This window comes from Geomonas propionica (genome assembly GCF_016458235.1).
Taxonomy (GTDB): Bacteria; Desulfobacterota; Desulfuromonadia; order Geobacterales; family Geobacteraceae; genus Geomonas; species Geomonas propionica.
In genome coordinates this window covers 184,260-207,189 of the sequence record NZ_JAEMHK010000008.1, presented here as the reverse complement: position 1 = coordinate 207,189, position 22,930 = coordinate 184,260, and the positions used below count along the sequence as shown (strand labels likewise).

General features: G+C 61.5%; 16 protein-coding genes. 6 read left to right on the top strand and 10 right to left on the bottom strand.

The features are described from left to right. Positions 1 to 84: 84 nt before the first annotated feature. The gene (locus JFN90_RS12405) at positions 85 to 1,008 is read right to left on the bottom strand and encodes a selenium metabolism-associated LysR family transcriptional regulator (RefSeq protein WP_199395431.1); all 924 of its coding nucleotides are present in this window, start codon (positions 1,006 to 1,008) and stop codon (positions 85 to 87) included. Positions 1,009 to 1,156: 148 nt separating this feature from the next. On the opposite strand from JFN90_RS12405, the gene JFN90_RS12400 reads away from it, so the two are divergent. The 4 genes from JFN90_RS12400 (at position 1,157) to JFN90_RS12385 (ending at position 5,599) form a co-directional block, all read left to right on the top strand. Next, a complete protein-coding gene (locus JFN90_RS12400) occupies positions 1,157 to 2,344 on the top strand; it encodes a double-cubane-cluster-containing anaerobic reductase (RefSeq protein WP_199395430.1) in 1,188 nt (395 codons plus the stop codon). 84 nt (positions 2,345 to 2,428) lie between these two features. Further along, positions 2,429 to 3,196: a rhodanese-like domain-containing protein gene (locus JFN90_RS12395; protein ID WP_199395429.1), complete on the top strand. Its 768-nt coding sequence runs from the start codon at positions 2,429 to 2,431 to the stop codon at positions 3,194 to 3,196. Positions 3,197 to 3,239: 43 nt separating this feature from the next. Then, positions 3,240 to 4,250: a transglutaminase-like domain-containing protein gene (locus tag JFN90_RS12390; RefSeq protein ID WP_199395428.1), complete on the top strand. Its 1,011-nt coding sequence runs from the start codon at positions 3,240 to 3,242 to the stop codon at positions 4,248 to 4,250. 422 nt (positions 4,251 to 4,672) lie between these two features. Then, positions 4,673 to 5,599 carry a hypothetical protein gene (locus tag JFN90_RS12385; protein ID WP_199395427.1) on the top strand — a complete coding sequence of 309 codons (927 nt, stop codon included), beginning with the start codon at positions 4,673 to 4,675 and terminating at the stop codon, positions 5,597 to 5,599. An 84-nt stretch (positions 5,600 to 5,683) separates the two neighbouring features. On the opposite strand, the gene JFN90_RS12380 is transcribed toward JFN90_RS12385, so the two are convergent. Further along, positions 5,684 to 6,907 carry an OmpP1/FadL family transporter gene (locus JFN90_RS12380; protein WP_199395426.1) on the bottom strand — a complete coding sequence of 408 codons (1,224 nt, stop codon included), beginning with the start codon at positions 6,905 to 6,907 and terminating at the stop codon, positions 5,684 to 5,686. Between the two features lie 152 nt (positions 6,908 to 7,059). Here JFN90_RS12380 and JFN90_RS12375 point away from each other — a divergent pair, with 152 nt between their 5' ends. Further along, positions 7,060 to 7,866: a methyltransferase gene (locus tag JFN90_RS12375; RefSeq protein WP_199395425.1), complete on the top strand. Its 807-nt coding sequence runs from the start codon at positions 7,060 to 7,062 to the stop codon at positions 7,864 to 7,866. Here JFN90_RS12375 and JFN90_RS12370 read toward each other — a convergent pair. The 3 genes from JFN90_RS12370 to JFN90_RS12360 all read right to left on the bottom strand — a co-directional run bounded on the left by JFN90_RS12370 (position 7,863) and on the right by JFN90_RS12360 (position 14,258). Beyond that, positions 7,863 to 9,794 (bottom strand): HD domain-containing phosphohydrolase, encoded by a 1,932-nt coding sequence (locus tag JFN90_RS12370; protein WP_199395424.1) that lies wholly within the window; start codon positions 9,792 to 9,794, stop codon positions 7,863 to 7,865. The two genes, JFN90_RS12375 and JFN90_RS12370, sit on opposite strands and share 4 nt — an antisense overlap. Positions 9,795 to 9,803: 9 nt before the next feature. Then, positions 9,804 to 11,687, bottom strand: a complete 1,884-nt coding sequence (locus tag JFN90_RS12365; protein ID WP_236018977.1) for a PilZ domain-containing protein — start codon at positions 11,685 to 11,687, stop codon at positions 9,804 to 9,806. 447 nt (positions 11,688 to 12,134) lie between these two features. After that, positions 12,135 to 14,258: a sensor domain-containing diguanylate cyclase gene (locus JFN90_RS12360; protein ID WP_199395422.1), complete on the bottom strand. Its 2,124-nt coding sequence runs from the start codon at positions 14,256 to 14,258 to the stop codon at positions 12,135 to 12,137. Between the two features lie 542 nt (positions 14,259 to 14,800). On the opposite strand from JFN90_RS12360, the gene JFN90_RS12355 reads away from it, so the two are divergent. After that, positions 14,801 to 16,885, top strand: a complete 2,085-nt coding sequence (locus JFN90_RS12355) for a sensor histidine kinase (RefSeq protein WP_199395421.1) — start codon at positions 14,801 to 14,803, stop codon at positions 16,883 to 16,885. Here JFN90_RS12355 and JFN90_RS12350 read toward each other — a convergent pair. The 5 genes from JFN90_RS12350 to epmA all read right to left on the bottom strand — a co-directional run bounded on the left by JFN90_RS12350 (position 16,882) and on the right by epmA (position 22,928). Beyond that, positions 16,882 to 18,258, bottom strand: coding sequence for a TatD family hydrolase (locus JFN90_RS12350; RefSeq protein WP_199395420.1), 1,377 nt, complete (start codon positions 18,256 to 18,258; stop codon positions 16,882 to 16,884). The two genes, JFN90_RS12355 and JFN90_RS12350, sit on opposite strands and share 4 nt — an antisense overlap. A 331-nt stretch (positions 18,259 to 18,589) precedes the next feature. Next, positions 18,590 to 19,951 carry an adenosylmethionine--8-amino-7-oxononanoate transaminase gene (gene bioA, locus JFN90_RS12345; RefSeq protein ID WP_199395419.1) on the bottom strand — a complete coding sequence of 454 codons (1,362 nt, stop codon included), beginning with the start codon at positions 19,949 to 19,951 and terminating at the stop codon, positions 18,590 to 18,592. A gap of 129 nt (positions 19,952 to 20,080) precedes the next feature. After that, positions 20,081 to 20,806, bottom strand: coding sequence for a dethiobiotin synthase (bioD, locus tag JFN90_RS12340; protein WP_199395418.1), 726 nt, complete (start codon positions 20,804 to 20,806; stop codon positions 20,081 to 20,083). Positions 20,807 to 20,836: 30 nt separating this feature from the next. Further along, a complete protein-coding gene (gene bioB, locus JFN90_RS12335; protein ID WP_199395417.1) occupies positions 20,837 to 21,823 on the bottom strand; it encodes a biotin synthase BioB in 987 nt (328 codons plus the stop codon). Positions 21,824 to 22,016: 193 nt separating this feature from the next. Further along, complete coding sequence (gene epmA, locus JFN90_RS12330; protein ID WP_199395416.1) at positions 22,017 to 22,928, bottom strand: EF-P lysine aminoacylase EpmA; 912 nt, start codon at positions 22,926 to 22,928, stop codon at positions 22,017 to 22,019. Positions 22,929 to 22,930: the final 2 nt, after the last annotated feature.

Genomic DNA, 22,930 nt, shown 5'->3' with positions numbered 1-22,930 from the left:
GGATGGGGCGTATGATTATTCGCCCCTACAGAGTTATGCGTAAAGAGAACTTTCCCTCCGCTCTCGCCCGTGCAGTCTGCGAACTCAATTATCGATTGCGGTCAATTGCCCATCGCCCTTAAACATCTCCAGCATGATGGTCTTGAAAGCGACTGCCGCCGGTGACAGTTCGCGCCCCTTGCGGCTGGCGAGATAAAATTGTCGCTTGATGGAAACCTGGTCCACCGGAACCTGGATCAGCGTCCCTTGTTCCAGTTCGTGCCGCACCGATATCGCGGAGACGAAGGAAACACCGATGCCGGCAATAACCGCCCGCTTCACGGCCTCGTTGCTCCCCAGGTGCGCCGCCACCCGCAGCCGTGCGGGATCGATGCCCGCCTCGCGCAAGGCCTGCGCCGCTGCCTTCCCGGTCCCGGATCCGGTTTCGCGCAACACCACCGACTCACCGAGCAGTTCCTCCTTGTTGATCGCCTTTTGCTTGCCCCAGCGGTGCCCGGCTCGCGCTATCAGCACCAGTTCGTCCTCGGCAAAGGGGGCGAACTCCAGCGTTTCCTCGTCGAAACGGCCGCCGACCACGCCCAGTTCCACCTCCTCCGACAACAACTTGCCGAGCACGTCGCGGCTGTCTCCCTGCCTGAGCACGATGGTCACACCGGGAAACCGATTGATCAGCAGGGGGAGGGCGGCCGGGATCATGTACTCGCCGGGAATGCTGCTCCCCGCGATGTTCAGCTCCGCTTCCTCGATCCCCTTGAAACGAGCCAGCGCGACCGGTATCTCCTTGGCGTACTCCACCAGTTTGCGCGCCCGTTCCAGTAGGATCTTTCCTCCTTCGGTGGGGAGGGCGCCCTTGCCGGTGCGGTCGAGCAACTTCATGCCGAATTCGCTCTCAAGGGCCGAGATATGCTGGCTTACCGTCGACTGCGTGATGAAGGTGGCCTCGGCCCCTTTGGAGAAGCTGCCGCTTTCCGCGACCTTGATGAAGACTTCCAACTGCTTCAGGTTCACAGTACCTCCCATTAAAGAATGCGATCCAGGTTATTTATTTTATCGAATTTATCAATTTGACTCAGGACGGTCAATAAGTTATTCATGTCGCTGGTTTTTTACGATTTCTCAAGTTGTTCCGACACTCTTTTTTCAATGAGATACACCGATGACAGTAGCTGGTAACGATAGGACCGAGGTCTGTGCAGCCTTCAGCGAGATATCCGGGCTCAGAGAGCGCAACGCCATCGCCGTAAAGGTCGCCAAGGATCGCGGCAGGAAGGTCGTCGGTACCTATTGCCTCTTTTCCCCGGTAGAGTTGATCGTCGCCGCAGGGGCCATACCGGTCTCCCTGTGCGGCAGCAGCGCGACGCCCATTCCGGCGGCAGAGAAGGTACTGCCCCGATCGCTTTGTCCGCTGATCAAATCAAGTTACGGTTTCGCGCTCACCGATACCTGCCCCTTCTTCCACTTCTCAGACCTGCTGCTCGCCGAGACCACCTGCGACGGCAAGAAGAAGATGTACGAGTTGCTTGCCGAGATCAAGCCGCTGCACCTTATGCAACTCCCCCAGGTGCGCGATGAGGTGGCGCTCGATTACTGGGTTCTGGAACTGAAACGGCTGGTGGCACGCCTGGAGCAGGAGTTCGAGGTGCAGATCACCCCCGAGAAGCTGGCGGCAGCGGTCCTGCTGCTCAACGAGGAGCGGCGCTCTCTGAAAAGGCTTCAGGACCTGTTGAAGCGCAAACCGGCACCGATCTCCGGTCTCGATCTGCTGACCGTGCTTCATAACCGTGGCTTCACTGTGGACAAGAGGGAATCCATCGAACTGATCGATCGACTGACCGATGAGCTAGCGCAGCTGAGCGACCAGGGTGTTTCCCCCTTCACTGCCGCCACGCCGCGCATCGTGCTGACTGGTGTCCCGGTCGGCATTGGTTCCGAGAAGGTCGTGCGCCTGATCGAGGAGGTTGGCGGGAGCGTGGTCTGCTTCGAAAGTTGCGGCGGTTACAAGAAGGTCGATCCGGTGCTCCCAGGCCATGACCTGCTGCGCTCCATAGCCGAGAAGTACCTGCGCGTTCCCTGCTCGTGCATGTCTCCCAACACCGGGCGTCTGCAACTGCTCGAGGAACTGGTCCGGGAGTTTCAGGCCGACGGTGTGATCGACCTTACCTGGCAGGGATGCCATACCTACAACGTGGAGTCGTTCACGGTGAAGCGCCACCTGCAGGAGACGGCCCAGGTTCCTTTCCTGCAGATCGAAACGGATTATTCCGAATTTGACACCGAGCAACTGAGGTTACGCATCGAGGCATTTCTGGAAATGGTCGTCGCCGGGAAGGGAGGGCGCCCGTGACAGGTATGTCGCACGGTATGTTGTTCCACGACTGCAGATTTCATCTCGAGTTTGTTATGCCATGTACATCAAAAGGAGATCACCATGAAAAGCATCACCCGCTTGCTCGGTACGTCGGTCCTTTTCCTGTCAACGCTATTTCTGGTCCTCGCTGCTGCGATGCCGGTGTTTGCCGGCGATGCCGACTTCAAAACCGTCTCGAGCGAGGTTTTGAGGGACATGCTGGAAGAGAAGCGGGCCTTCACACTGGTTGATGCCCGCACCAACGACGAGTACCAGGTAGCCCACCTCGTGAGCGCGGTCAACATCTCGGACAAGGAGTTCGAAAAGAACATCGCGCTGCTCCCCAAGGACAAGGGTGCGCAGATCGTCTTCTACTGTAATGGGGTCAAGTGCGGCAAGAGCAAGAAGGTCGCCCTGAAAGCGAAGGAGGCGGGTTACACCAACCTCGTCATCTATGCCGACGGCTTCCCCGTGTGGGAAGAGAAGGGGTTCCCGATCGTGGCCGGCCCCGAGTACGCCAAGAAGATCGATACCACCAAGCTCAGCCCGGCCCAACTGAAACGGATCCTGGCCGAGAAAAAGGTCGGCTACGTGCTGGTTGACGTCCGCGACGAGTTCGAGTTCGCGGAGGGGCACATCGAGGGGGCGATCAACATTCCCGCGGAGACCTTCGCAGCCAAGTCGGGCGTCCTCCCCAAGGAAAAGGGGATCATCGTCTACTGCAACAGCGGCGGGCGCAGCTACTCCGCCTATAGAAAACTGACCAAGCTCGCCTATCCCTCCATCTTCCAGGCGATCCTTGCCGAGTGGAAGGAAGCCGGCTTGCCGGTCGTTAAATCGCAGCTTTAAAGACCGTAGTTAATCCAATACTTCGAGAAACAAAGGAGCATCGATGAAAAGGTTGTTGTTGACCATGCTGGCGCTTTCACTCTGCGTAACCCCTGCCGCCTGGGCCAAAAGCCGCAGCGGGCAGGTCACCGTAGAGGTCGACCTTTCCAAGCAGGAGGCGGGCAAGGAGACCAGGCTCTGGATCCCCTACGCGGTCTCCGACTCGTATCAGAACGTCACCGACGTCAAGGTGAGTGGCGATTTCGCCTCCTCGGCGGTCTACACCGACCGGGCCAACGGCACGCCGATGCTCTACGCCCAGTGGGACAAGGACGCCAAGAGCCGCAAGCTTACCTACAGCTTCAACGTCCAGCGCGACGAGGTCCGGATCAAGGACCTGGCTGCAAAAGAGCCCGCCTGGAACCGTGCCGACTACGCGGAGTACCTGAAGCCGACTTCGCTGGGGCCGGTGGACGGCGAGGTGAAGAAGCTGGCCGAAAGCATCGTTAAGGGGAAGACGACGGTACTCGACAAGGCGAAGGCAATCTACGACTGGGCCTGCGAGAACATGTACCGCGACCCGGCCACGGTCGGTTGCGGCAAGGGTGACGTCTGCGAACTGCTGAAAAAGCCGGGCGGCAAGTGCACCGACATCTCCTCTGTGTACATCGCGCTGGCGCGTGCGGCCGGGGTGCCGGCGCGCGAGGTGTTCGGCCTGCGCCTGGGCAAGAAGGCGGAGGAGGACGTAACCACCTGGCAGCACTGCTGGGTCGAGTTCTTCCTTCCGGGCACCGGCTGGGTGCCGGTCGACCCCGCCGACGTGAGAAAGGCGATGCTGGTCGAGAAGCTGGAACTGAAAGACGCCAAGACCCGCGAGTACCGCGATTACTTCTGGGGCGGCATCGATGCCTACCGCTTCAAGCTCGCCTCCGGGCGTGACCTGGTGCTGAACCCGCCGCAGGCGGGCGCGCCGCTCAACACCTTCGGCTATCCCTACGCCGAAGTGGGGGGCAAGGTGCTCGACTGGTACGACCCGAAGGGCTTTAGCTACCGCATCACCTTCAAGGAAAAATAGGGTAGGGACTTCCGACCCGACCCGGGCCGCGCCGCAAGGCGCGGCCTTTTTCGTGAAGAGGGAGCGCGGCAGAAGGGACAGGCTCCGTCAGGTGCCTGTCCCTCTAGCGGAACGCTCCTTTCAGCTCAGCCACCTTCCGCAAGCGGTAAGGGGACCGGCACCTGGCGGAGCCAGTCCCCTGCTTCAGCTCTTTTGCCTTGTCTCGCCGGGGCGATTGCGAAGCGGTAAGGGGACCGGCACCTGGCGGAGCCAGTCCCCTGCCTCAGCTCTTTTGCCTTGTCTCGCCGGGGCGATTGCGAAGCAGTAAGGGGACCGGCACCTGGCGGAGCCAGTCCCCTGCTTCAGCTCTTTTGCCTTGTCTCGCCGGGGCGATTGATGTATCGTTCCTAGCGGTCCGACATTAACGATCCAGGAGTTTACCCGTGCAGATTCGCACCGTTATCGCACTTTCATTGCTCACCGCCTGCGTGGCAGCGCCCTTTGCTTATGCCGCCGACGCCGTGCCCCCCGTCCAGGCCAACCCGGCGCCTGTTGCCGCCGCAGCACCCGATCAGGCGGCAGCCCTCGCGGCGCTCACCAAGGAGAACGCGCTCCTACAGGAGAGGATCAAGGCGCTGGAGAGCTGCAGCATCAGTTCCACCGACCTCGCCGCCCGCAACTCCAAGAAGCTCAAGGAGATCACCGCAGACGTGCGCGCCCAGCGTCAGTCTATGGCGGAGTTCGAGAGCTACGTGAAGTGGATGTCCGGGCACGTGGCCGGCTACTCCAAGTACATCCAGGCCAGTTCGGTGGCCGCGCGCTTCGTGAAGTTCTTCCCGATCCCGTATGCGGGGCAGGCCTCGCTCTTCACCAAGTTCGTCTCAGACTCCGCGGTCTCCCTCGGCGCCGCGTCGGTCTCCATCAACAAGTACCTGGGCACCTCGCAGCAGTTCCTGTCCCGCGCCGACGCGCTGGACCCGAACAAGCCAACCTACAACCAGGACGTCTCGGAACTGGTGCGCTTTGCGGACCAGGACCTTTTGAAGGGGATGACCGAGGTGCAGGACCGCTTGACCACCACCTCCCAGTTGTCCGCTTCCTCGCTTTCCTTCCTGGAGAGCGTGAACCACTACGTGGGTTCAGGCGACGAGGCGCTGACCAAGGCGAAGTCGTTTTTGAAGAGCGACGAGAAGGCAGAAAAGAGCTTTCTCGCCGAAAGCACCACCTCGCTCAGGAACAAGGCCCATACCTTCAACGGCAAGCTGCAACTCTTCGACGCTACCGTGAAGAAGACCACCCCCCAGATCAAGGCGCTGGTCGCCTACGACGACCTGGCGCGCAGCCTGGACCCGAAGTTCGCCAAGAAGTAGTCGAGGCGAATTCGCCCTGAAAAACAAAAAGGCCTCTCCCGATCCGGGAGAGGCCTTTTCTCGTTGGCGGTGGCGAAGGGCGAGCTAGAACTTATATCCGAGCGAGAGCGCCACGAGGTGCGCATCGCTTTGGTACGTGCCATTGGCGGTGCTGGTGGGGACGAAGGGGTTGAAGCCGACGTTGTTGTTCTTGTCGCGGTTTTCGTAGTACTGGTAGCCGTAGGCAAAGGCGACAGTAAAGGGCTTCAGGTCCACGTCGGTGCCGACGCAGAAAACGTGGGTCTTGGCATCGGGGATGGAGGGGTCGAAGGTGCTGTTGGGGACCGCGCTTCCCCCGTAGACATAGCCCGCCGACAGGGCGACCCTCGGGTCGAGCTGGTATCTTCCCCCAAGGTTCACCCCCCAGCTATCCTTCCAGTCCCTCTGGGTGACCAGGGACTGGCCGTTGTCGAGACGAATGTCCAGATTCTTGAACTTGGACCACCCTTCCCAGCGGACACCTGCTTCCACGGTGAGCTTGTCGATCCCCTTGTAGGCTAAGCCAGCCGTGAACTGCGGCGGCAGGGTGAGGTCGGTCTTGCCGCCAGTGTTGAGCGCCGGCACCGAAAAGGTCGCATCGCCGGAAATGTCGACGTGGACCTGGCTGCGATACGATGCGCCCAGGGTGAGGTCGCGGGTGATGTCGTAGGCCGCCCCGAGGTTGTAGCCGACCCCGGTGCCGTTCCCTTTGAACTTCGACCCCACGTCCGGGCCGCCGGTGAAGACCTTGCGCTCCAGCGTGGCGTCGAGGAGCATCACGTCGAGGCCGGCAGCCAGTGTGAGGGAAGGGATCACCCTGTAGGAGAAGACTGGGTTGATGTCGAAGGTCTTCAGGGTGGAGTTGGTGGCGATGTAACGGCCGTCCCAGTTGGTGTCCCACTTGGTGCCCAGGCCGAAGGGGTTGAAGATGCCGAGGCCGGCGCTCATTTGGTCGTTGAACTTGTGGGTGACGTAGAGGTGGCTCGGGAAGAAGACCGAGTCGTCGGAGTCGGCATTGCCGCCGACGGAACTGGTGTACTCGCGGGCGGAGAATATGGCGGTGGTGCCGATCAGCATCTGGGTCCCGTCCAGCTTGTTCATCAGGGCCGGGTTGTAAAAGATGGTGCTGGCGTCGGCTGCGTGGGCGGTCACCGCGTTACCCTGGGCGAGGGCGCCGGCCCCGTGGGTGAATACCGCATAGCCTGCAGCCAACGCGGACGACGGCATACCTGCCCCCAGCGCGACCGCTGAGGCGAGCATCCCCGCCATCAGGCTCTTCCTGTAGTTCATAAACCCTCCTGGTGAAGTACGATTTGGGCTACCGTGGTGCGGCGACGTTGACGAATCGCCATGGCAACGGGTAACATGGCTGTCGTGGTTGACTACGCCAAGTGCTATGTGTTAAAACCTTAATTATTCAAAATGTTTAACGGGAGCAGTTGATGCGCTCAGAAAGACGGTACCTGATGGAACACGCCGAAGAATCCGTTCGGCTTGATATGAAAACAGACAACGCGGTGACCGGGAAACAGGCGCGCTGGGCGGGGCTCGCGCCGGGCATGAGCGTCATCGACATCGGCTGCGGCCCCGGCAAGACGACCAGCATGCTCGGGGAGTTGGTGCAGCCGGGCGGGCGTGCCGTCGGCGTCGACCTGTCCGAGCAGCGTCTCGACTTTGCCCGCCAGCACTACGGTTCAAGCACGGTAAGCTTTGAGCGCTGCGACCTGTACCAGCCGCTCACCGGGTTCGGGCAGTTCGATTTCGCCTGGTGCCGCTTCGTCCTCGAGTACCACCTCTCCAACTGCTTCGAACTGGTGCGCAACATCTCGGCGGCGCTGAAACCCGGCGGCATACTCTGCCTGATCGACCTCGATCACAACTGCCTCAGCCATTTCGGACATTCCCCGCGCATGGAGCGCGCCGTCGCCGCCACCATCAAGAGCCTCGAGGCAAACGACAACTTCGACCCGTACGTGGGACGGAAGCTGTACTCCTTCCTCTACGACTTGGGGTTCCAGGACATCGACGTGAAGGTCGAAGCGCACCACCAGATCTTCGGGGAGCTGAAGGAGGTGGACGAATTCAACTGGACCAAGAAGGTCGAGGTGGCCGCCAAGAGGTCAGGCTACGACTTCAACGAGTACCAAGGGGGGTACGAGGAGTTCTTGGAGGAGTTCCGGGCCTTCTTCGCCAATCCCCGCCGCTTCACCTACACCCCGATCATCTCCTGCCGCGGCCGTAAGCCCTAGGCTTCCTGGAGCACCGCGGGCTTGCTCTCCTCGCCGGCACGCATCCGGCAGGTGATCAGCGCCTCCACGATGTGGCGGTCGAAATGGGTCCCGGCCCCTTCCCGGAGCAGGCGGAAAGCCTCGTCGACCCGCATCGGGGCGCGGTAGTGGCGTTGCGAAGTCACCGCCTCGTAGAAGTCCGCCACGGCGATGATCTTCGCCCCCAGCGGGATGTCCTTCCCCTTGAGTCCTTTAGGATAGCCGGTGCCGTCGATTTTTTCATGATGTGCGCCGGCTATTTCCGGTACTTGCCGATAAATCCCCTCGAAATTTACCTGCTCCAGGATGTCCCGGGTCTTGTGGCAATGGGTCTTGACGATCTCGTACTCGAGGTCGGACAGCCTGCCGTTTTTCTTCAAGATCGCATCGGGAACCCCGATCTTGCCGTAGTCGTGCAAAAGCGCCGCGACCCGGATCATCTCGCGCTCCGCGCGTGGGAGCCCCAGTTCCTCGCAGATTTCGTCCGAATATTCGGTGACCTTCTCGGAGTGGCCGGCGGTTAGGGGATCCCTCGCGTCGATCGACGCCGCCATGACCTGCAAGAAAGAGCTGAACTGGTTCGACTTCGCCTCGTGCAGCTTGGCGTTGCGGATGCTGATGCCGATGACGGGGGCGATCCCCATCAGGAGCGACACGTCGCTTTGCACCAGCGGCCGCTTCGACTTCAGGTTGTCGACCGCGATGATCCCGAGCGATTCCCCCTCGCAGATGATCGGGCAGCAGATGAAGGTCTGGGACAGGAGCTGCTTGGCGAAGTTCTGGCTCTTGCCGGAGAGGTTCCCCTCGATGTCCTTGACGTCGGCGACCAGGAAGGGACGCTGCTCCCGGAAGGAGATCACGAACACCCCCCGGGAGTCGGGGCGGTCCAGGTGGAAGGTAGTCTTGCCCAGGAAGGCCAGTTGTTCGTCCTGGTACCCGAAACCCGCCTGGAACACCAGCCTCGACTTCTCGGTATTGCTGAGCAGGATCAGGCCGCGGCTGTAGTCCAGGCGCTTTTCCAGGATCTGGATCACGCTGGAGAGGATCTCGCGGACCTCGGTCTGCCTGCTGATTACCTGGCCGATCTCGTTGGTGACCAGCGCGTTGTTGTAGTTGATCTCCATCCGTTTGAAAAGGTTGTCGGTCAGGTCCTTGAGGCTTTTCTGGCTGGTGAGCAGGGCGTTCTTCTCGCTGCGCAGGGCGCAGGTCTTGATGAGCAGCAGAAGGACCAGCGCCCAGGGGGCCAGCATGTAGATGGTTTTGACCTGGTTGGCCTGGTAACAAAAGGCGATGATGATCAGCAGGGCAATGGCGGCATAGTTGCGGGTGAACTGCCAGAAGCCGGCGTTGGTCTGCTCCCAGGTGACGATGTAGCGGCAGACCGGGTCGCCGTGGAACATGCACTCGGGGTGCTCGATGCGGGGCAGCCTGGGCTGGAACAGGTTGGCGACCGCCTCGAAGAAGCCGATGCGGTTCTGGCACTGGAAGAGCTCCTCGTGCGTGCCCGGCCTTGGGGTGACCGTGATTTCGTAGCAGTTGCTGCTGAGCTGTTTGGAGGTGTAGACGGAGGATCTGACGAAGTTGCTGTTGACGGTGTCGCCGATGAGGCTGTAGGCGCGGGCGGGGCCCACCAGCCCGAGGAAGTACTGCCTGAGGATCCCCATCGCCTCGGGGGAGGCGGCGTACCTCCCGGCCTCGCGCGCTATGTTATCGTTGCCGGTCAGCTTGAGCAGGCGCTCGTAGAAGAGGTTGACCTGCTCCTGGGTGAACCAGTGTCCCTGGTCGGCGACTTCCAGCGGGCTCATGTTGGCGTAACTCAGCAGTTCGCCGATGTTGACGAAGTTGTACTTGCTCTTGATGAGCTTGATGTACGTATCGATGATGCTGCTGTTGTATAGCGGTGTATTCATCTGCTCGTCCTAGGTATCGTTAGCGGCCGCCCTCTGCGTTTTTCTGCTTTTGCTGCGGCTGTGGAGGTCGCCTAGGAACTTGATGAAGTTCGAGGTCTGGGTCTGGGTGTTGAAGGTCCAAAGGGTGTACTTCCTCTCGTAGGGGAGGTTGGTGGCCTCCGCGTAGCTTTCCGGGTACACCATTACCGGTATCTCGTTTTGCTGGTGCCGGTGCGTGATGATCGACAGGGCGATCAGCAGGATGTCCTTGGGGAAGTGCTCCTGGTCCAGGATCAGCACCTTGACGCAGTTGGTGAGGTCGGAGAGGTTCAACCCCACGTCGGAGATGTTGATCATGAGCACCGCCTTGACCATCCCGTCCCGCTTGAGGGTGTAGAGGTGGCGCTGCAGCGTGAAGCCGGCCTGCTGGTAGTCGTGGGACAACTCCTCGCAGGTGCTCATGCCGGGCTCCAGGTCGAGGGCGTTCAGCATCAAGCCGCCGCAGTGCTGCTCGTAGAACGCCTCCAGTTCGAGCAGGTCGTCGCGGGTGGTGCTGGTGAGGCTCCAGGGGCCGGCGAAGTTCCAGTTGTCGGAGAAGGTGCGCTGGTAGTGGAAATAGACGAAGGTGTCGGTGGAGCACCCCTTCTTGTCGTCCAACTGCTTCTCGTACCCACCGAAGATCCGCGCCGGGAACCGGTTCTCCGGCTTGTAGTAGCAGATCAGGTAGTCCATGTGGGAGGACTTCAGGTTGTAGGAGTCGTTGATGGAGTTGGAAAGGTGGTCGAGGACGATCAGCCCGGCATGGTTGGACTCGGACTTGTTGGCGGCGTGATGATGCACGAGCCAGGTCCCCTGGTAAAAGCGCAGCATCGCCATGTGCCCCAGGATGTTGCCGTGCTCCTGGTAGATGAAATGGCGCGCGATGCCGGGGTTCTCCGTGTAGAGCCTCTGGTAGGTCTCCTTCAGGTGCGCCTTGTTTACCTGCACGAAGTGGTACTTCTCCGGGTAGATGAAGCCGGTGTCGAAGAAGAACTGCCACAGATCGTCCAGGTCCACCTGGGTGCTCACGTAGGAGTGCCTGTTCTTGGCCAGGTACAAAAGCGACAACAGGCTGACGTGGTCCCGGATGTCCATGTCCAGGAAGCAGAGCCCGCTCTTCACCACGGGTGCCTTTTCCGTCTTGGCGGCGTCCTCGCGGTAGACCACCTGGGCCACGCACTTGGTGGCGAAACTGTTGCCGATGCGCAGTTCGAGCTCGGGCAGGATCATGCCCGGCAGGAGCACGCTCGCCTCGACGTCCTCGCAGACGGAGCAGCCGGAACCGGAGATGTCGAGCACCTTGAGGTCGATGCTTTTCTGGCTGAAGGGATGTCGGAACACGGCGTTGGGCAGCGGGAGCAGTTCGTGGCGGCAACTGCGGATCTCCTTGGCCTTGAAGCGCTGCATGCGTTCCTGCAGCGGCTCCAGCAGGTAGATCCGGTCCCGGTGCCCGAGGGTCTGGGAGGTGATGCGGCACTCGGCGGAATACAGGGTGGTGCTGTCGTTGGTCAAAACCACCTGCAGCGGCGCGTCGCTGTTGATCCAGTTGAAGGTGCGGCTGTTGTCCCCCTTGACCTGCACCCGGAGAGAGAGGGCGCTGAAGTCGACCAGCGTCCCCTGGAAGCGGGCCCCGTTTTGGAACAGCTCTGCGAAGACCCCCTGGCAAGGGTGGCGCCGGGACTTGCGGTAATTCACCTCGATGCACTTCTCGGGCAAAAGAAAGATCGCCCCCTGGTCGCTGATGCTGATCAGTTCCGGGATCGCCGTGATCATGCGGTGGCCGCTGACCACGAAGATGCTCTCGAAGGCGCAGCCGTTGGTCATCGCGCTGATGGAGTCCACATCGACCCAGCGGCATTCGAGTTTGTTGTTCAAACAGGGGAGGGGGATTGCTTCGAGCGTTACCGTGCGGGGGTATTTGGCGTGTCTGAAATTGACGAGGATGGAGTCTTCTTGGAAATTGATGAAATTAAGTTTATTGATCAGCTTATTGAGCCCGACCTCTTTTTCGGATCCGGGAGAAAACTCTATTACAGTATCGGGCCGGGCAAATTGTAAAATCTTGCTGGCGTCTGTCATCACTACCTCATGGCCGCCTACTGACGACTGGAGAAGCTATGGCGGTGGCGGTTTTGTCTGTGAGCCAGAGCTTCTCAAAGGGATGCTAAGCATCCATCCATTACGCGTAGGGATTATTAGCATATTTTTTATGATATTTCACTATTAAAACGCTGTGTCACATATAAAAAATCAAGTTAGTCGGGTCATGAAAGGTGCAGGTGGGATTGGTGCTTGGTGAGGAAGGTGGCGCCGCGGTCGGCTTCACCCTTTCGACTGCAGGGACGCTTCCAGATAAGCGTTAAAATCCAGGGTCTTGGCGAGGTTCGACTGCGTCGCCTCGCGGCGCGGTTCCAGCACATCGTGCTTGGGCTCGCCCTGCTGTGTGGAGGTACGAGCCGCCACGATGCGGTTGCGGCCGCGCGCCTTCGCCTCGTACAGGGCGATGTCGGAGGCGTGCACCAGGTCGTTGAAGGTCCTGCCATCCTCGGGGAAGGAGGCCACGCCGAGGCTTGCGGTGAGGCGGCGCAGGGGGATGTCGCTCTCGCCGCGGAAACGTTTGTTCTCGATCTCGGAACGGATCCTCTCCGCCACGATCATCGCCTCGCCCTTGGACGTTCCCGGCAGTACGGCGCAGAATTCCTCGCCGCCGTAGCGCGCCACGATGTCCATCTCCCGCAGCGATTCCTTGATGATGTCAGCGGTGAGCTTGAGCGCCTCGTCGCCGGCCAGGTGGCCGCAGAGGTCGTTGTAACTCTTGAAGAAATCGAGGTCGATGAAGATGACGGTGAGGTTCAGCCCCTGGCGCATGCTCCGGTTCAACTCCTCTTCGAGCCTGCTCTTCAGGAACCGGCGGTTGTAAAGGCCGGTGAGGGGGTCGGTGACGGAGAGCTGCTCGAAGCGCTCGGATTCCTCCCGCACCTCGGTGCGCTCGATCATGAGCGAGGCGAGGTTGGCGAAGGAGGTGAGGAGCTGCAGGTCGGCGTGGGTGAACGGGCGCAGGTTCTTCTTGTCGGAGAGGTTCAGCACCCCGATCACCTTGTCCTTGAGCTTGAGCGGGATGCAGATCAGCGACTTGGACTTGAAGCGGAGCCTGTTGGCCATGGCGACGCGGCTGTCCTTCTCCACGTCGTTGACCAGCAGCGGCTGCCCGGTCTTGGCGACCATACCGGCGATCCCCTTGCCGACCTTGAGCTGCAGGCAGCGCGCTATGTTGAGGGTCATGCCCAGGGTGAACACGATCTGCATGGCGACGCCGTCCTTGTCGATCAGCATGATGGAGCCCTGGGTGGCCTCGATCAAGTCGGAGGCGATCTTCAGGATGGACTCGTACAGAAGGTCTTTGCTGTCGATCTGCAGCAGGGTGTCGGTGAGCGACATGAGGCGCTCGGAGAGGGCGTTTTCCTTGCAGCGGGCTGCGTCCCTGTCGATCGAGGAGAGCTTCCCGGCCATGGCGCCGGCCAGCATGGAGATGAGCAGCGCGGCGTTGGGAGTGATTTCGGTATCGAAGATAGCCATAAACCCGAGCCGCTCGCCATGGGCCTTGAGCGGGAAGGCGGTGCAGACGGTGGCCCTGACTTCGGGGAGAGCGGCGCGCAGCTTGCCGTCCCAGAGCACGGTCTTTTTCGCACGGTCCGGCGCCACGAACAGTTGCAGCGTTTCGACGCTTAGGGTGCCCAGCTCCTCGGGAAGCCCCCACATGCCGGTCACCGAGAACGATTTCCCATCTGCGTCGGGGAGTGCGACCGCGATGCGCGTGGCCTGGAATACTGTAACGATGGTTTCACAGCAGACGGCGAGGCAGGCGGTGACGGTGCCGACCTTGTCCAGCCTTTCCACAGTTTGGGACACGGCGTGCAACGCCTCGTCGCCGACCGGCTCCTGAGAACGTGCCACGGCGGCCTGCTCCTGGTGCGAGGCTGCGGGGAGCCGGTACAGTTCGATCCTGCGCCTGACCTGCTCGGCGACCTCCTCGACCTCTTCGTAGCTCGCGGTGCAAAGCGATTCCACGTAAGGGAGCAGCGAAAAGGCATCTCCGCCGTTGCGGGCGAGGGAGGCCAGTTGCCACAGATCTATGGATTCTTCGCGGACGCCGTCACCCACCAGGCAGAACTCTTCGCCGGAGAGGGTGAAGGGGATGAGGAAGCCGAAGAACCCGCCGCCGTAGCGGCAGACCGAGGGGGTGCCCTCTTCGAAGAACACATCCATGTCCTCCTCGAAGAAGTGTCTGGAGACCTCCCGGCACAAGGCATCCTCGATGACGGTGGCGCAGGACTCGAAACGCCGTGCGGTCGCAACGGTGCCGTTACGCTTGCAATAGAGCGTAAGGCTGTAGCGTGCCAGCATGGGGAGTTCTTTCAACTCCGTCAGCAAATCCCCAAAAGGCATGTTCGCGAGGTCCTGTGTCACAGGTCGAGCTCCAGCTTAAGTGATCCATGCGCCCCCGAGGCCGGAGGACACTTGGCAAAAAATATATTTTTGTGCACGTTCTACGCCAAACCGGAATGAATGCAAGCTCAACAAGACAGCGGTTCAGTCTCAACCTATACAGATTACAATTCAATAATTACGCGTTATTGGCTCAGTCTTGGCCGTGATTCGATTTCCTTACAGTATCAACACCTCCTGGTAGAGTCGATAGGGAATCTGGCAATGTTAATATCGGAGTTCACGGTATTAAAGTCAGTAATTTGAATCACATTTTAATGTGTTTTTAGAAATCAGATTGTCCGGTCGAGAGGTGAAGATTGGGGAGGCCGCACGCATGCAGCGGGGTCAATAGTCCCCAAAGGAAGTAATGACAGGTCAAACAGCTGCTTATAGAGTGACCGTCCGTGCCCTATGAGGATGCCGCATAGGGAATAAACTGATTGATTCTCGCTTTGGATGCCGGTAAGATCCTGCACCATCGATGTAGAAAAAGGTTGCAGATGCCCACGACCCCCGACACCCCCCTATATAACAGTCGTATCTTCGACTCCTACCTGAAGCTCCTTCAGAGCAGGTATCCGCACGTCGATACGCAGGCTCTTTTGGCATACGCCGGCATGAAGCAACACGAGATTGCCGATCCTGGGCATTGGTTCAGCCAGCGCCAGGTGGACCGTTTTCACGAAAAACTGGTGCAAGTTACCGGCGACCCCGGCATCTCCCGCGAGGCGGGACGCTACTGCGCTTCACCCGACGCCCTGGGCCCGCTCAGGTCGTTCCTGCTCGGCATGGTCGGCCCCGAGTACATCTTTTATCTGATCAACAAGATCGCCCCCAGATTCACCCGTTCCTCCCGCTGCAGCTCAAGAAAGACCGGTCCCCGCGAGATCGAACTAACCGTGGCCTTTAACGAGGGGGTGCAGGAAAACCCGCGCCAGTGCGACAACAGGATCGGCTTTTTCGAAGCCGCCTTCCTGCTTTTCGACCATGATTTTCCCGAGATCGAGCACCCCGAGTGCATTTTCAGGGGGGGGGAGGTATGCCGCTACGTGATCAGGTGGCGCCCTTCGGCCACCTACCGGCTGCTGCTGGCGCAGCGCATCAGCTCGCTGCTCCTGGTCGCCGGGCTCTCCGCCGAGCTCTTCTACAACCGCAGCCTGGCGGGGTCGGCTCTTTTTATCGCGCTTCTGTGCTACCTGGGGTTCACCCTGATGAGCCGTCACTTCGAGCGCAAGGCCCTGCTTTCGTCGCTGACCAGCATGCGCAGCTCCAGCGAGCGGCTCCTCTGCCAGGTCCAGGAAAACTTCGATCGCGCCCTGGCTGTCAACGAGATCGGCCAGATCATCTCCACCAGGACCGAGTTGGAGGAGATCCTATCCAGCGTGAACCAGGTCCTGCACAAGCGCCTGGGCTACGGCCGCGGCATCTTGTACTTGCTCGACCCGCAGCGTAACGTCCTCGTGTTGCGCGGCTGTTTCGGGTTCACCCCCGAGGACGAGGAGAGGGTGCGTGGCATCGAGTTTCCCCTTGCCGGAGCGGCTCCCCGCGGGGTGCTGGTCACCTGTTTCCATACCCAGCAGCCGGTACTGGTCGGCGACATCGAGGAAATCAGGGGGCAGGCGGTGCCGGAAAACTTCGACCTGATCAGTGCCCTGGGGGTTCGCTCCTTCATCTGCGCCCCCATCCTCTGCGAAGGGGAGGCCCTGGGGGTGCTCGCGGTCGACGACGCCACCAGGGAGGGGGGGCTTTTGCAAAGCGACCTCAACCTGATACAGGGAATCGCCCCGGTGGTGGGGATCAGCGTCCGCAACGCGATGCGTCTTGCCAACGAGAGGAGATTGTCGGACCAGCTCCGGAGGGCTTCGGAGCACCTGGAACGGCGGGTGGCGGAACGGACTTCCGAGCTGAGCCAGGCTTACGCCGAGCTCGAGTTCCTCTACGATTCTGTATCGCACGACCTGCGCACCCCGCTGCGGGTCATCTACGGCTACGGCGAGCTGCTGCTGGACGGGTACGGCGCCACGCTGGACGCCTCCGCCAGGGAATACCTGGCCAGCATCATCAGCGGCGGCGAGCGGATGGAGGCGACCCTGGACCGCATGCTCGATTATTCCGAGGTGAAGTCGGCGCAGCTGTCCCTGGAACCGGTTAACCTGAGTGCCATGGCCCGGCGTGTCTTGACCGACCTGAGGATCACGGACCCGACCCGCGAGGTGACGCTGGAAATCGAGGAAGGGGTGCTGGTCACCGGCGACGAGAGGCTGTTGGCAGGCGTAATGGAGAACCTTCTGGGCAATGCCTGGAAGTACAGCGCCCTGAAGAGCTGCACCAGGATCGCCTTCGGACAAAAGGACGGGGTCTGCTACGTAAGGGACAACGGGGAAGGTTTCGAAATGAGGCATGCGGGCAAGCTCTTCATCCCGTTCCAGAAGCTGCACGACGGCAGCCGTTTCCCCGGGCACGGGCTGGGCCTGTCCATGGTGTGCCGCATGCTGGAGCGCATGGGCGGCAAGGTCTGGGGCGAGGGGAGGCCGGGCGAGGGGGCGACCTTCTACTTCACCCTCCCGCCGGCCGATACGCCCTAACCGACCTCCGAGTATTCCCGCTCGCGGAACTCTACCCCCAGCGACCGGGCCAGCTCCCGGACCTGCTCCACGTCCAGTCCGGGCACCGTCACGGCACTTGCTGTCACCTGCGGGACGTGCCTGGGAGCCTGCCGGAGAAACTCGCAGATTCCCTCGAAGCCAGCCGCCCCGAAGGGGGTGTTGCAGAGCCGGTCGTAGTCGGTGGCGTTGGCCGCGTTCAGGCTCACCGACAGGGCATCCACCAGCCCCTTAAGCTCCGGCAGGATGTTGCGGCCGTGCACCAGGTTCGCCTGGCCGTCGGTATTGATCCTCACCCGCAACCCGCGCCGCTTCAGCTCGGCGGCCACCTCCTTGACCAGGTCCAGCCTGATCAACGGCTCCCCGAAACCGCAGAACACCACCTCGTCGTAATCCGATGCCGCATCCACCGCGGCGATCACCTCGGCAAAATTCGGCTCGTGCGAAAGCTTTAGTTCGTGTCCCTTGACCGACAGTTCCTCAAACTTGGGGCAGAACGTGCAGCGGTTGGAGCAGCGGTTGGTGATGTTCAGGTACAGCGAGGTGCGGATCTTGTAGGCGATGGTGTCCTCCTGCGCCGGCTGGTCGATCCGGAACACCCTCCTGGTATTGAACGAGGTGATGCGCCCGACATCCTCCGGGGATAGCCCCTTCAGCTCGGCGATCCGCTCGGCGGCCAACCTGACGAAGGCCGGCTCGTTCCTCTTGCCCCGGTGCGGCACCGGGGTGAGGTAGGGGGCGTCGGTTTCCACCATGAGCTTTTCTATCTTCACCCCGCGCACCACCTCCCGAAGCGCCTCGTTGGAGGGGTAGGTGACGGTCCCGGGGATGGAGATCATGAAGTTCATATCGATGCATTCCTGCGCCATGGCCAGGTCACCCGAGAAGCAGTGCAGCACCCCTCCCACCTCGTCGGCCCTTTCCTCCTTGAGGATGGCGACGATGCGCTCGTGGGCGTCGCGGTCGTGGATGATGAGCGGCAGCGAGAGTTCCCGGGCCATGCGGATGAAACGCCGGAACACCTCTTCCTGGGCCGGGCGTGGCGAGCGGTCGCGGAAAAAGTCGAGTCCTACCTCGCCGATGGCGACCACCTTCGGGTTGCCGATTGCCAGTTCGCGCACGGCCTGGTAATCCGCCTCGGTCACGCCGGCGGCGTCGTGCGGGTGGATGCCGACCGAGCAGTAGATGTTCGGGCGGCTGGCGGCCAGGGCCACCGCCTCGCGGCTCGACTCCATGTCGGCGCCGACCGCCATGATGGTGCCGACCCCCGCCTCCCGGGCCCGGTCCAGCATCTCCTCGAAATCCTCTGCGAACTCACTGCCGTATATGTGCGAATGGCTGTCGATCAGTTCCATGAAGTACTCCTTGAGACGGAAGCGGGTAACCTGCTCCGATTGTTAATGTTGCCGACTGGTGAGAGCTCGCCGCCATTCCCTCGCCCTCAGGGAGAGGGGGCCCGCAGGGCGGGTGAGGGGATCTTTTCGGCAGCTTTGGCGCAGACGGCAAGGCCCTCACCCCTGCCCCTCTCCCGGAGGGCGAGGGGGGATGCTGCTGCTTGGCTGGTGCGCCCTCACCCCTGCCTCCTCTCCCAGTGGGAGAGAGAGGCAGAGGCGAAGTTCATTATATTACTGGATGAATTTGCTGGATGCCAGATCTTTCTACGGCAGGTGCGGCGCGTCGGCAGCCTTACTCGGTGACGCTGCGGATGGAGGCCTCGATGCCGTCCATGAGGATGGCCAATTCGTCCAGGGAGATGGAGAGGGGCGGGAATACGACGATCACGTTCCCTAAGGGGCGGAGGAAGAGCCCGTGTTTCCTCGCTTCCAGGCAGACCCGGACGCCGACGCGCTCCTCCCACGGGTAGGGATCGCGGCTGTGGCGGTCGCGTACCAGTTCGATCCCGGCGATCATCCCCTCCTGGCGCACGTCCCCGACGTGGGACAACTCCATGAGACGCTGCAGGCGGTCCTGGATGTATTCGATCTTCTCCGGGAGCTGCTCCAGCAGGCGGTCCTTCTCGAACAGCTCGAGGCTCGCCAGGGCTGCCGCACAGGCGATCGGGTTGCCGGTGAAGGTGTGGCCGTGGAAGAAGGTCTTCAACTCGCTATAGGCGCCCCAGAAGGCGTCGTAGACCTTGCGGGTGGTAAGGGTCGCCGCCAGGGGGAGGTAGCCTGCCGAGATCCCTTTGGATATGGCCATGATGTCCGGCGTCACCCCTTCTTTGCCGCAGGCGAACATGGCGCCGGTACGGCCGAAGCCGACCGCCACCTCATCGGCGATCATGAGAACGTCGTAGCGGTCGCAGAGTTCGCGCACCCCCTTCACGAAGCCGGGAGGCTGCACGATCATGCCGCCGGCGCCCTGCACCGAGGGTTCGATGACGAGGCCGGCCAGTTCGTGCGCGTGCTCCTTCATGAGCCGCTCCAGCTCCTGCAGGCACAACAACCCGCAGCTGTGGCAATCCCCCTCCGGGGAGAGGGCGCAGCGGTAGCAGTAAGGGGAGGGGGCCTTGATGGTGGGGAAGAGCAGTGGGGCGTACACCTCGTGGTAGATGGCGATGCCGCCCACGCTCATCGAGCCGACCGTGTCGCCGTGGTAGGCGTTGTCGAAGCGGATGAACTTCTGCTTCTGCGTGTTGCCGACCTGCTGCTGGTACTGGAAGGCCATCTTGACGGCGATCTCAACGGCGGTCGAGCCGTTGTCGGAGTAGAAGACCTTGGCGAGTCCGGGAGGTGCGATGTCGATCAGGCGCTTGGCGAGCAGTGCGGCGCGGTCATTGGATAAGCCGAGCAGGGTCGAGTGTTCCAGCCGGTCCACCTGTTCCTTGACCGCCTCGTTGATCTCTTGGCGGCAGTGGCCGTGCACGTTGGTCCAGATGGCGGCGACCCCGTCCAGGTAGCGGTTTCCGTCGGAATCGATGATGTAGGAACCTTCCCCCCTGGTGATGATGATGTTCTCGGCGTTTTCCCACTCGCTCATCTGGGTAAAGGGGTGCCAGAGGTATTCGCTGTCATAGCGCCTGAGCGTTTCGGTATCGAGTTCGTTCATTTTGTCCTCCCAAAAAAGAGCCACCGCCGCACCTTTTGAGGCATCAAGCGGTGGCAGCGCGAGTGAAGTGTCCATCAAGGATGTAATGCCGTCAACATAGAACGTAGAACATGGAACGCAGAACGGTTTCTATGTCGGTTCGAACATTTCCCTGAGCATGATCCCGGTGGCCGGCATCTGCAGCAGCCGGTCGGCCAGCTTGGTGACCAGTTCGCGCTCGTTGTCGGCCTGGAGGTCGGGGAAGAGGCCGAGGAGCTGGGACCCGGAAAGGGAGTCGATCATGTGCGGAGCGTACGCTTCCGCCTGGTCCGGGGTGTCCGGGTAGCGGTTCACGATGACGCCTTTCACCTTGAGCCCGAGCGTACGCGCGGTGAAGGTGGTGAGCAGGGTATGGTTGATGGTGCCCAGGTTCGGGCGTGCGACCACGGCGACGGGGAGCCCCAGGTGCAGGGCGAGGTCGGCCACCAGCAGCCCGCCGGCCAGCGGCACCATCAAGCCGCCGGCCCCTTCCACGATGACGAAATCGTACTGCGCGGCGAGCCTCTGGTATGCGTCCTTGATGACATCGAAGCTGATGCGGACGCCGTCCTGGCTTGCGGATACCGAAGGTGCCAGGGGTGCCCTGAGCAGATACGGAGTAGTGTCCGGCGTAACCGGGACGCCGGCGGCGAAGGCGAGCAGTTCTGCGTCTTCAGAGATGAGGGCACCGTCGCGTTCGATGCAACCGCTGGTGATCGGCTTCATAACGCCGACGCTGTGGCCCATCCGGCGCAGCAGCATGGCGAGGGTGGCCGATGCGATAGTTTTTCCCACACCGGTGTCGGTCCCGGTGATGAAGATGCTTTTGGCGGGCATATCCAGTATTCCTTTCAGATTTTTCCTGCGCTAATGCGCGCACATCACCGTGGTGAGGCCGAGGTCGCTGAACATGGTCAGGTCGGTGTCGACGTTGCGACCCGCGGTGGTCAGGTAGTTGCCGATCATGGTGCCGTTGGCGCCCGCGAAGAAGATCCATGACTGCAGGTCGCGCAGGTTCTTCTCGCGTCCGCCGCAGATGGTGATCCTTTTCTGCGGCAGGATCAGGCGGTAGATGGCGATCGTCTTCAGGCACTCCTGGGCGGTGATGTTGCGGGCCCCCTCGAGCCTGGTTCCCTCGATCGGGTTCAGGAAGTTCATCGGCACCGAGTCGACGCCGAGTTCCTTGAGCGTGAAGGCCATCTCCACGCGCTGTGCCGCGCTCTCCCCCATGCCGAAAATGCCGCCCGAGCAGACCTTGACACCGGCTTTCTTCACGGCGCGGACGGTGTCGACGTCCTCCCGGTACTCGTGGGTGGTGCAGATGTTGGGGAAGAAGCTCTCCGCCGTCTCAAGGTTGTGGTGGTAGGTATCCATCCCAGCATCTTTCAGTTTCCGTGCGGTCTCCTCGTCGATGATGCCGAGGGAGCAGGAGGGGAGGATGGTGGTTTCTTTGCGGATGCGGCGCAGGGCGGCAAGGATCTGCTCCAGTTCCTGCCCTTTCACCGTGGTGCCGCTGGTGATGATGCCGAAACAGGCGGAACCGTTGGTTTCGGCAGTCTTGGCGCACTCGACCATCTGATCTTCCTGGACCAGCGGGTACACCGGTGCATCGGTGGTATGGTGCGCGGACTGGGCACAGAAGGCGCAGTTCTCGGCGCAGCGGCCGGACTTGGCGTTGATGATGGAACAGAGGTGCACCTCGTTGCCCACGAAGTGTTCCTTGACGCGACTGGCGGCGCGGAAGAGGTCGTAGAGCTGCGAGCCTTCCGCTCCCGAAAGCTGGGTTGCCTCTTCCTGGGTGATGGAGCCGCCTGCGATGATTCTTTCCGCTATTTCAGCAATGATTTTTTCCATGAGAGATCCTCCAGCGGGTGATTTAGCACGCGGGAGAGGTGCTTGTCAACCAATTCGGAGTGTAAGGTTGACGATTAAGCGGGAAGGGTAGACGGATTGAAGTTCCCTCGCCCTCCGGGAGAGGGGCAGGGGTGAGGGAGAGGATCAGAGGTGAGGGCGCTGGTTCTGCGATGCGTTACCGGCCGGCACGCCCCTAAAGCTCCTCTGTGGTGAAGGCGACGACTTCATCGATACTCTGGGCATCAAGCAGCACCATCACCATGCGGTCCAGTCCCAAGGCGATCCCTGCGGCCTCCGGCATCTCGGCGAGGGCGGCGAGAAACTTCTCGGGCATGGGATAGCCCCGCTTGTCGTTCCTGGCGCGCTCGGCGGCTTCCGCCTCGAACCGGGCCCGCTGCTCGACCGGGTCGATCAATTCGGAAAAGGCGTTGGCGATCTCCAGGCCTCCCATGTAAAGCTCGAAACGCTCTGCAACGGTAGGGTCGTCTGCCTTGAGGCGGGCCAGGGCGGAGCAGCTGGCGGGGTAATCGTAGAGGAAGGTAGGGCGGCCCATGCCGAGCATCGGCTCGATCTTGTCGACCATGAGCTCGTCGAAGTTTCCGGCGGCAAGGGCAGCTTCCGCCGTCGTATCGGTGTGGCGCAGGAAGGCATCACGGACGCTGATCCGCTCCCAGGGGACGGAAAGGTCGATCTTTCCGCCACGGTAGGTGATGCTGTCCGCCGCGGCCGCCGCGCGGACCATCTCCTCGGTCTCGTCCATCAGCACGCGGTAGTCGGCTTGGGCCCGGTACCACTCGAGCATGGTGAATTCGCTCAGGTGCCGGGTGCCGCGCTCGCCGTCGCGCCAGCAGCGGCAGATCTGGAAGATACGGGGATAACCCGCCGCCAGAAGGCGCTTCATGCACAGTTCGGGCGAGGTCTGCAGGAACCAGCCGTCGCTCGGTATGGCGTCGATCTGCGCTTCGGGGGCGGGAGCAGGTATGCGAAAAGGGGTCTCGACTTCGAGATACCCCTTTTCTTGAAAAAACATCCTGACCCTGGTGAAGATCGCGCCACGCTGGGCCAGGGCTTGAGAGCGCCTGGCCAGTGGCCAACTTCCCGGCATGG

What these genes read in the sequence shown, in the direction of transcription:
- JFN90_RS12375 (WP_199395425.1), top strand. Translation starts at nt 7,060, where the DNA reads ATGCGCTCAGAAAGACGGTACCTGATGGAACACGCCGAAGAATCCGTT.
- JFN90_RS12360 (WP_199395422.1), bottom strand. Translation starts at nt 14,258, where the DNA reads ATGCCTTTTGGGGATTTGCTGACGGAGTTGAAAGAACTCCCCATGCTG.
- JFN90_RS12400 (WP_199395430.1), top strand. Translation starts at nt 1,157, where the DNA reads ATGACAGTAGCTGGTAACGATAGGACCGAGGTCTGTGCAGCCTTCAGC.
- JFN90_RS12370 (WP_199395424.1), bottom strand. Translation starts at nt 9,794, where the DNA reads ATGAATACACCGCTATACAACAGCAGCATCATCGATACGTACATCAAG.
- JFN90_RS12380 (WP_199395426.1), bottom strand. Translation starts at nt 6,907, where the DNA reads ATGAACTACAGGAAGAGCCTGATGGCGGGGATGCTCGCCTCAGCGGTC.
- epmA (WP_199395416.1), bottom strand. Translation starts at nt 22,928, where the DNA reads ATGCCGGGAAGTTGGCCACTGGCCAGGCGCTCTCAAGCCCTGGCCCAG.
- bioD (WP_199395418.1), bottom strand. Translation starts at nt 20,806, where the DNA reads ATGCCCGCCAAAAGCATCTTCATCACCGGGACCGACACCGGTGTGGGA.
- JFN90_RS12395 (WP_199395429.1), top strand. Translation starts at nt 2,429, where the DNA reads ATGAAAAGCATCACCCGCTTGCTCGGTACGTCGGTCCTTTTCCTGTCA.
- JFN90_RS12355 (WP_199395421.1), top strand. Translation starts at nt 14,801, where the DNA reads ATGCCCACGACCCCCGACACCCCCCTATATAACAGTCGTATCTTCGAC.
- JFN90_RS12350 (WP_199395420.1), bottom strand. Translation starts at nt 18,258, where the DNA reads ATGGAACTGATCGACAGCCATTCGCACATATACGGCAGTGAGTTCGCA.
- bioB (WP_199395417.1), bottom strand. Translation starts at nt 21,823, where the DNA reads ATGGAAAAAATCATTGCTGAAATAGCGGAAAGAATCATCGCAGGCGGC.
- JFN90_RS12390 (WP_199395428.1), top strand. Translation starts at nt 3,240, where the DNA reads ATGAAAAGGTTGTTGTTGACCATGCTGGCGCTTTCACTCTGCGTAACC.
- bioA (WP_199395419.1), bottom strand. Translation starts at nt 19,951, where the DNA reads ATGAACGAACTCGATACCGAAACGCTCAGGCGCTATGACAGCGAATAC.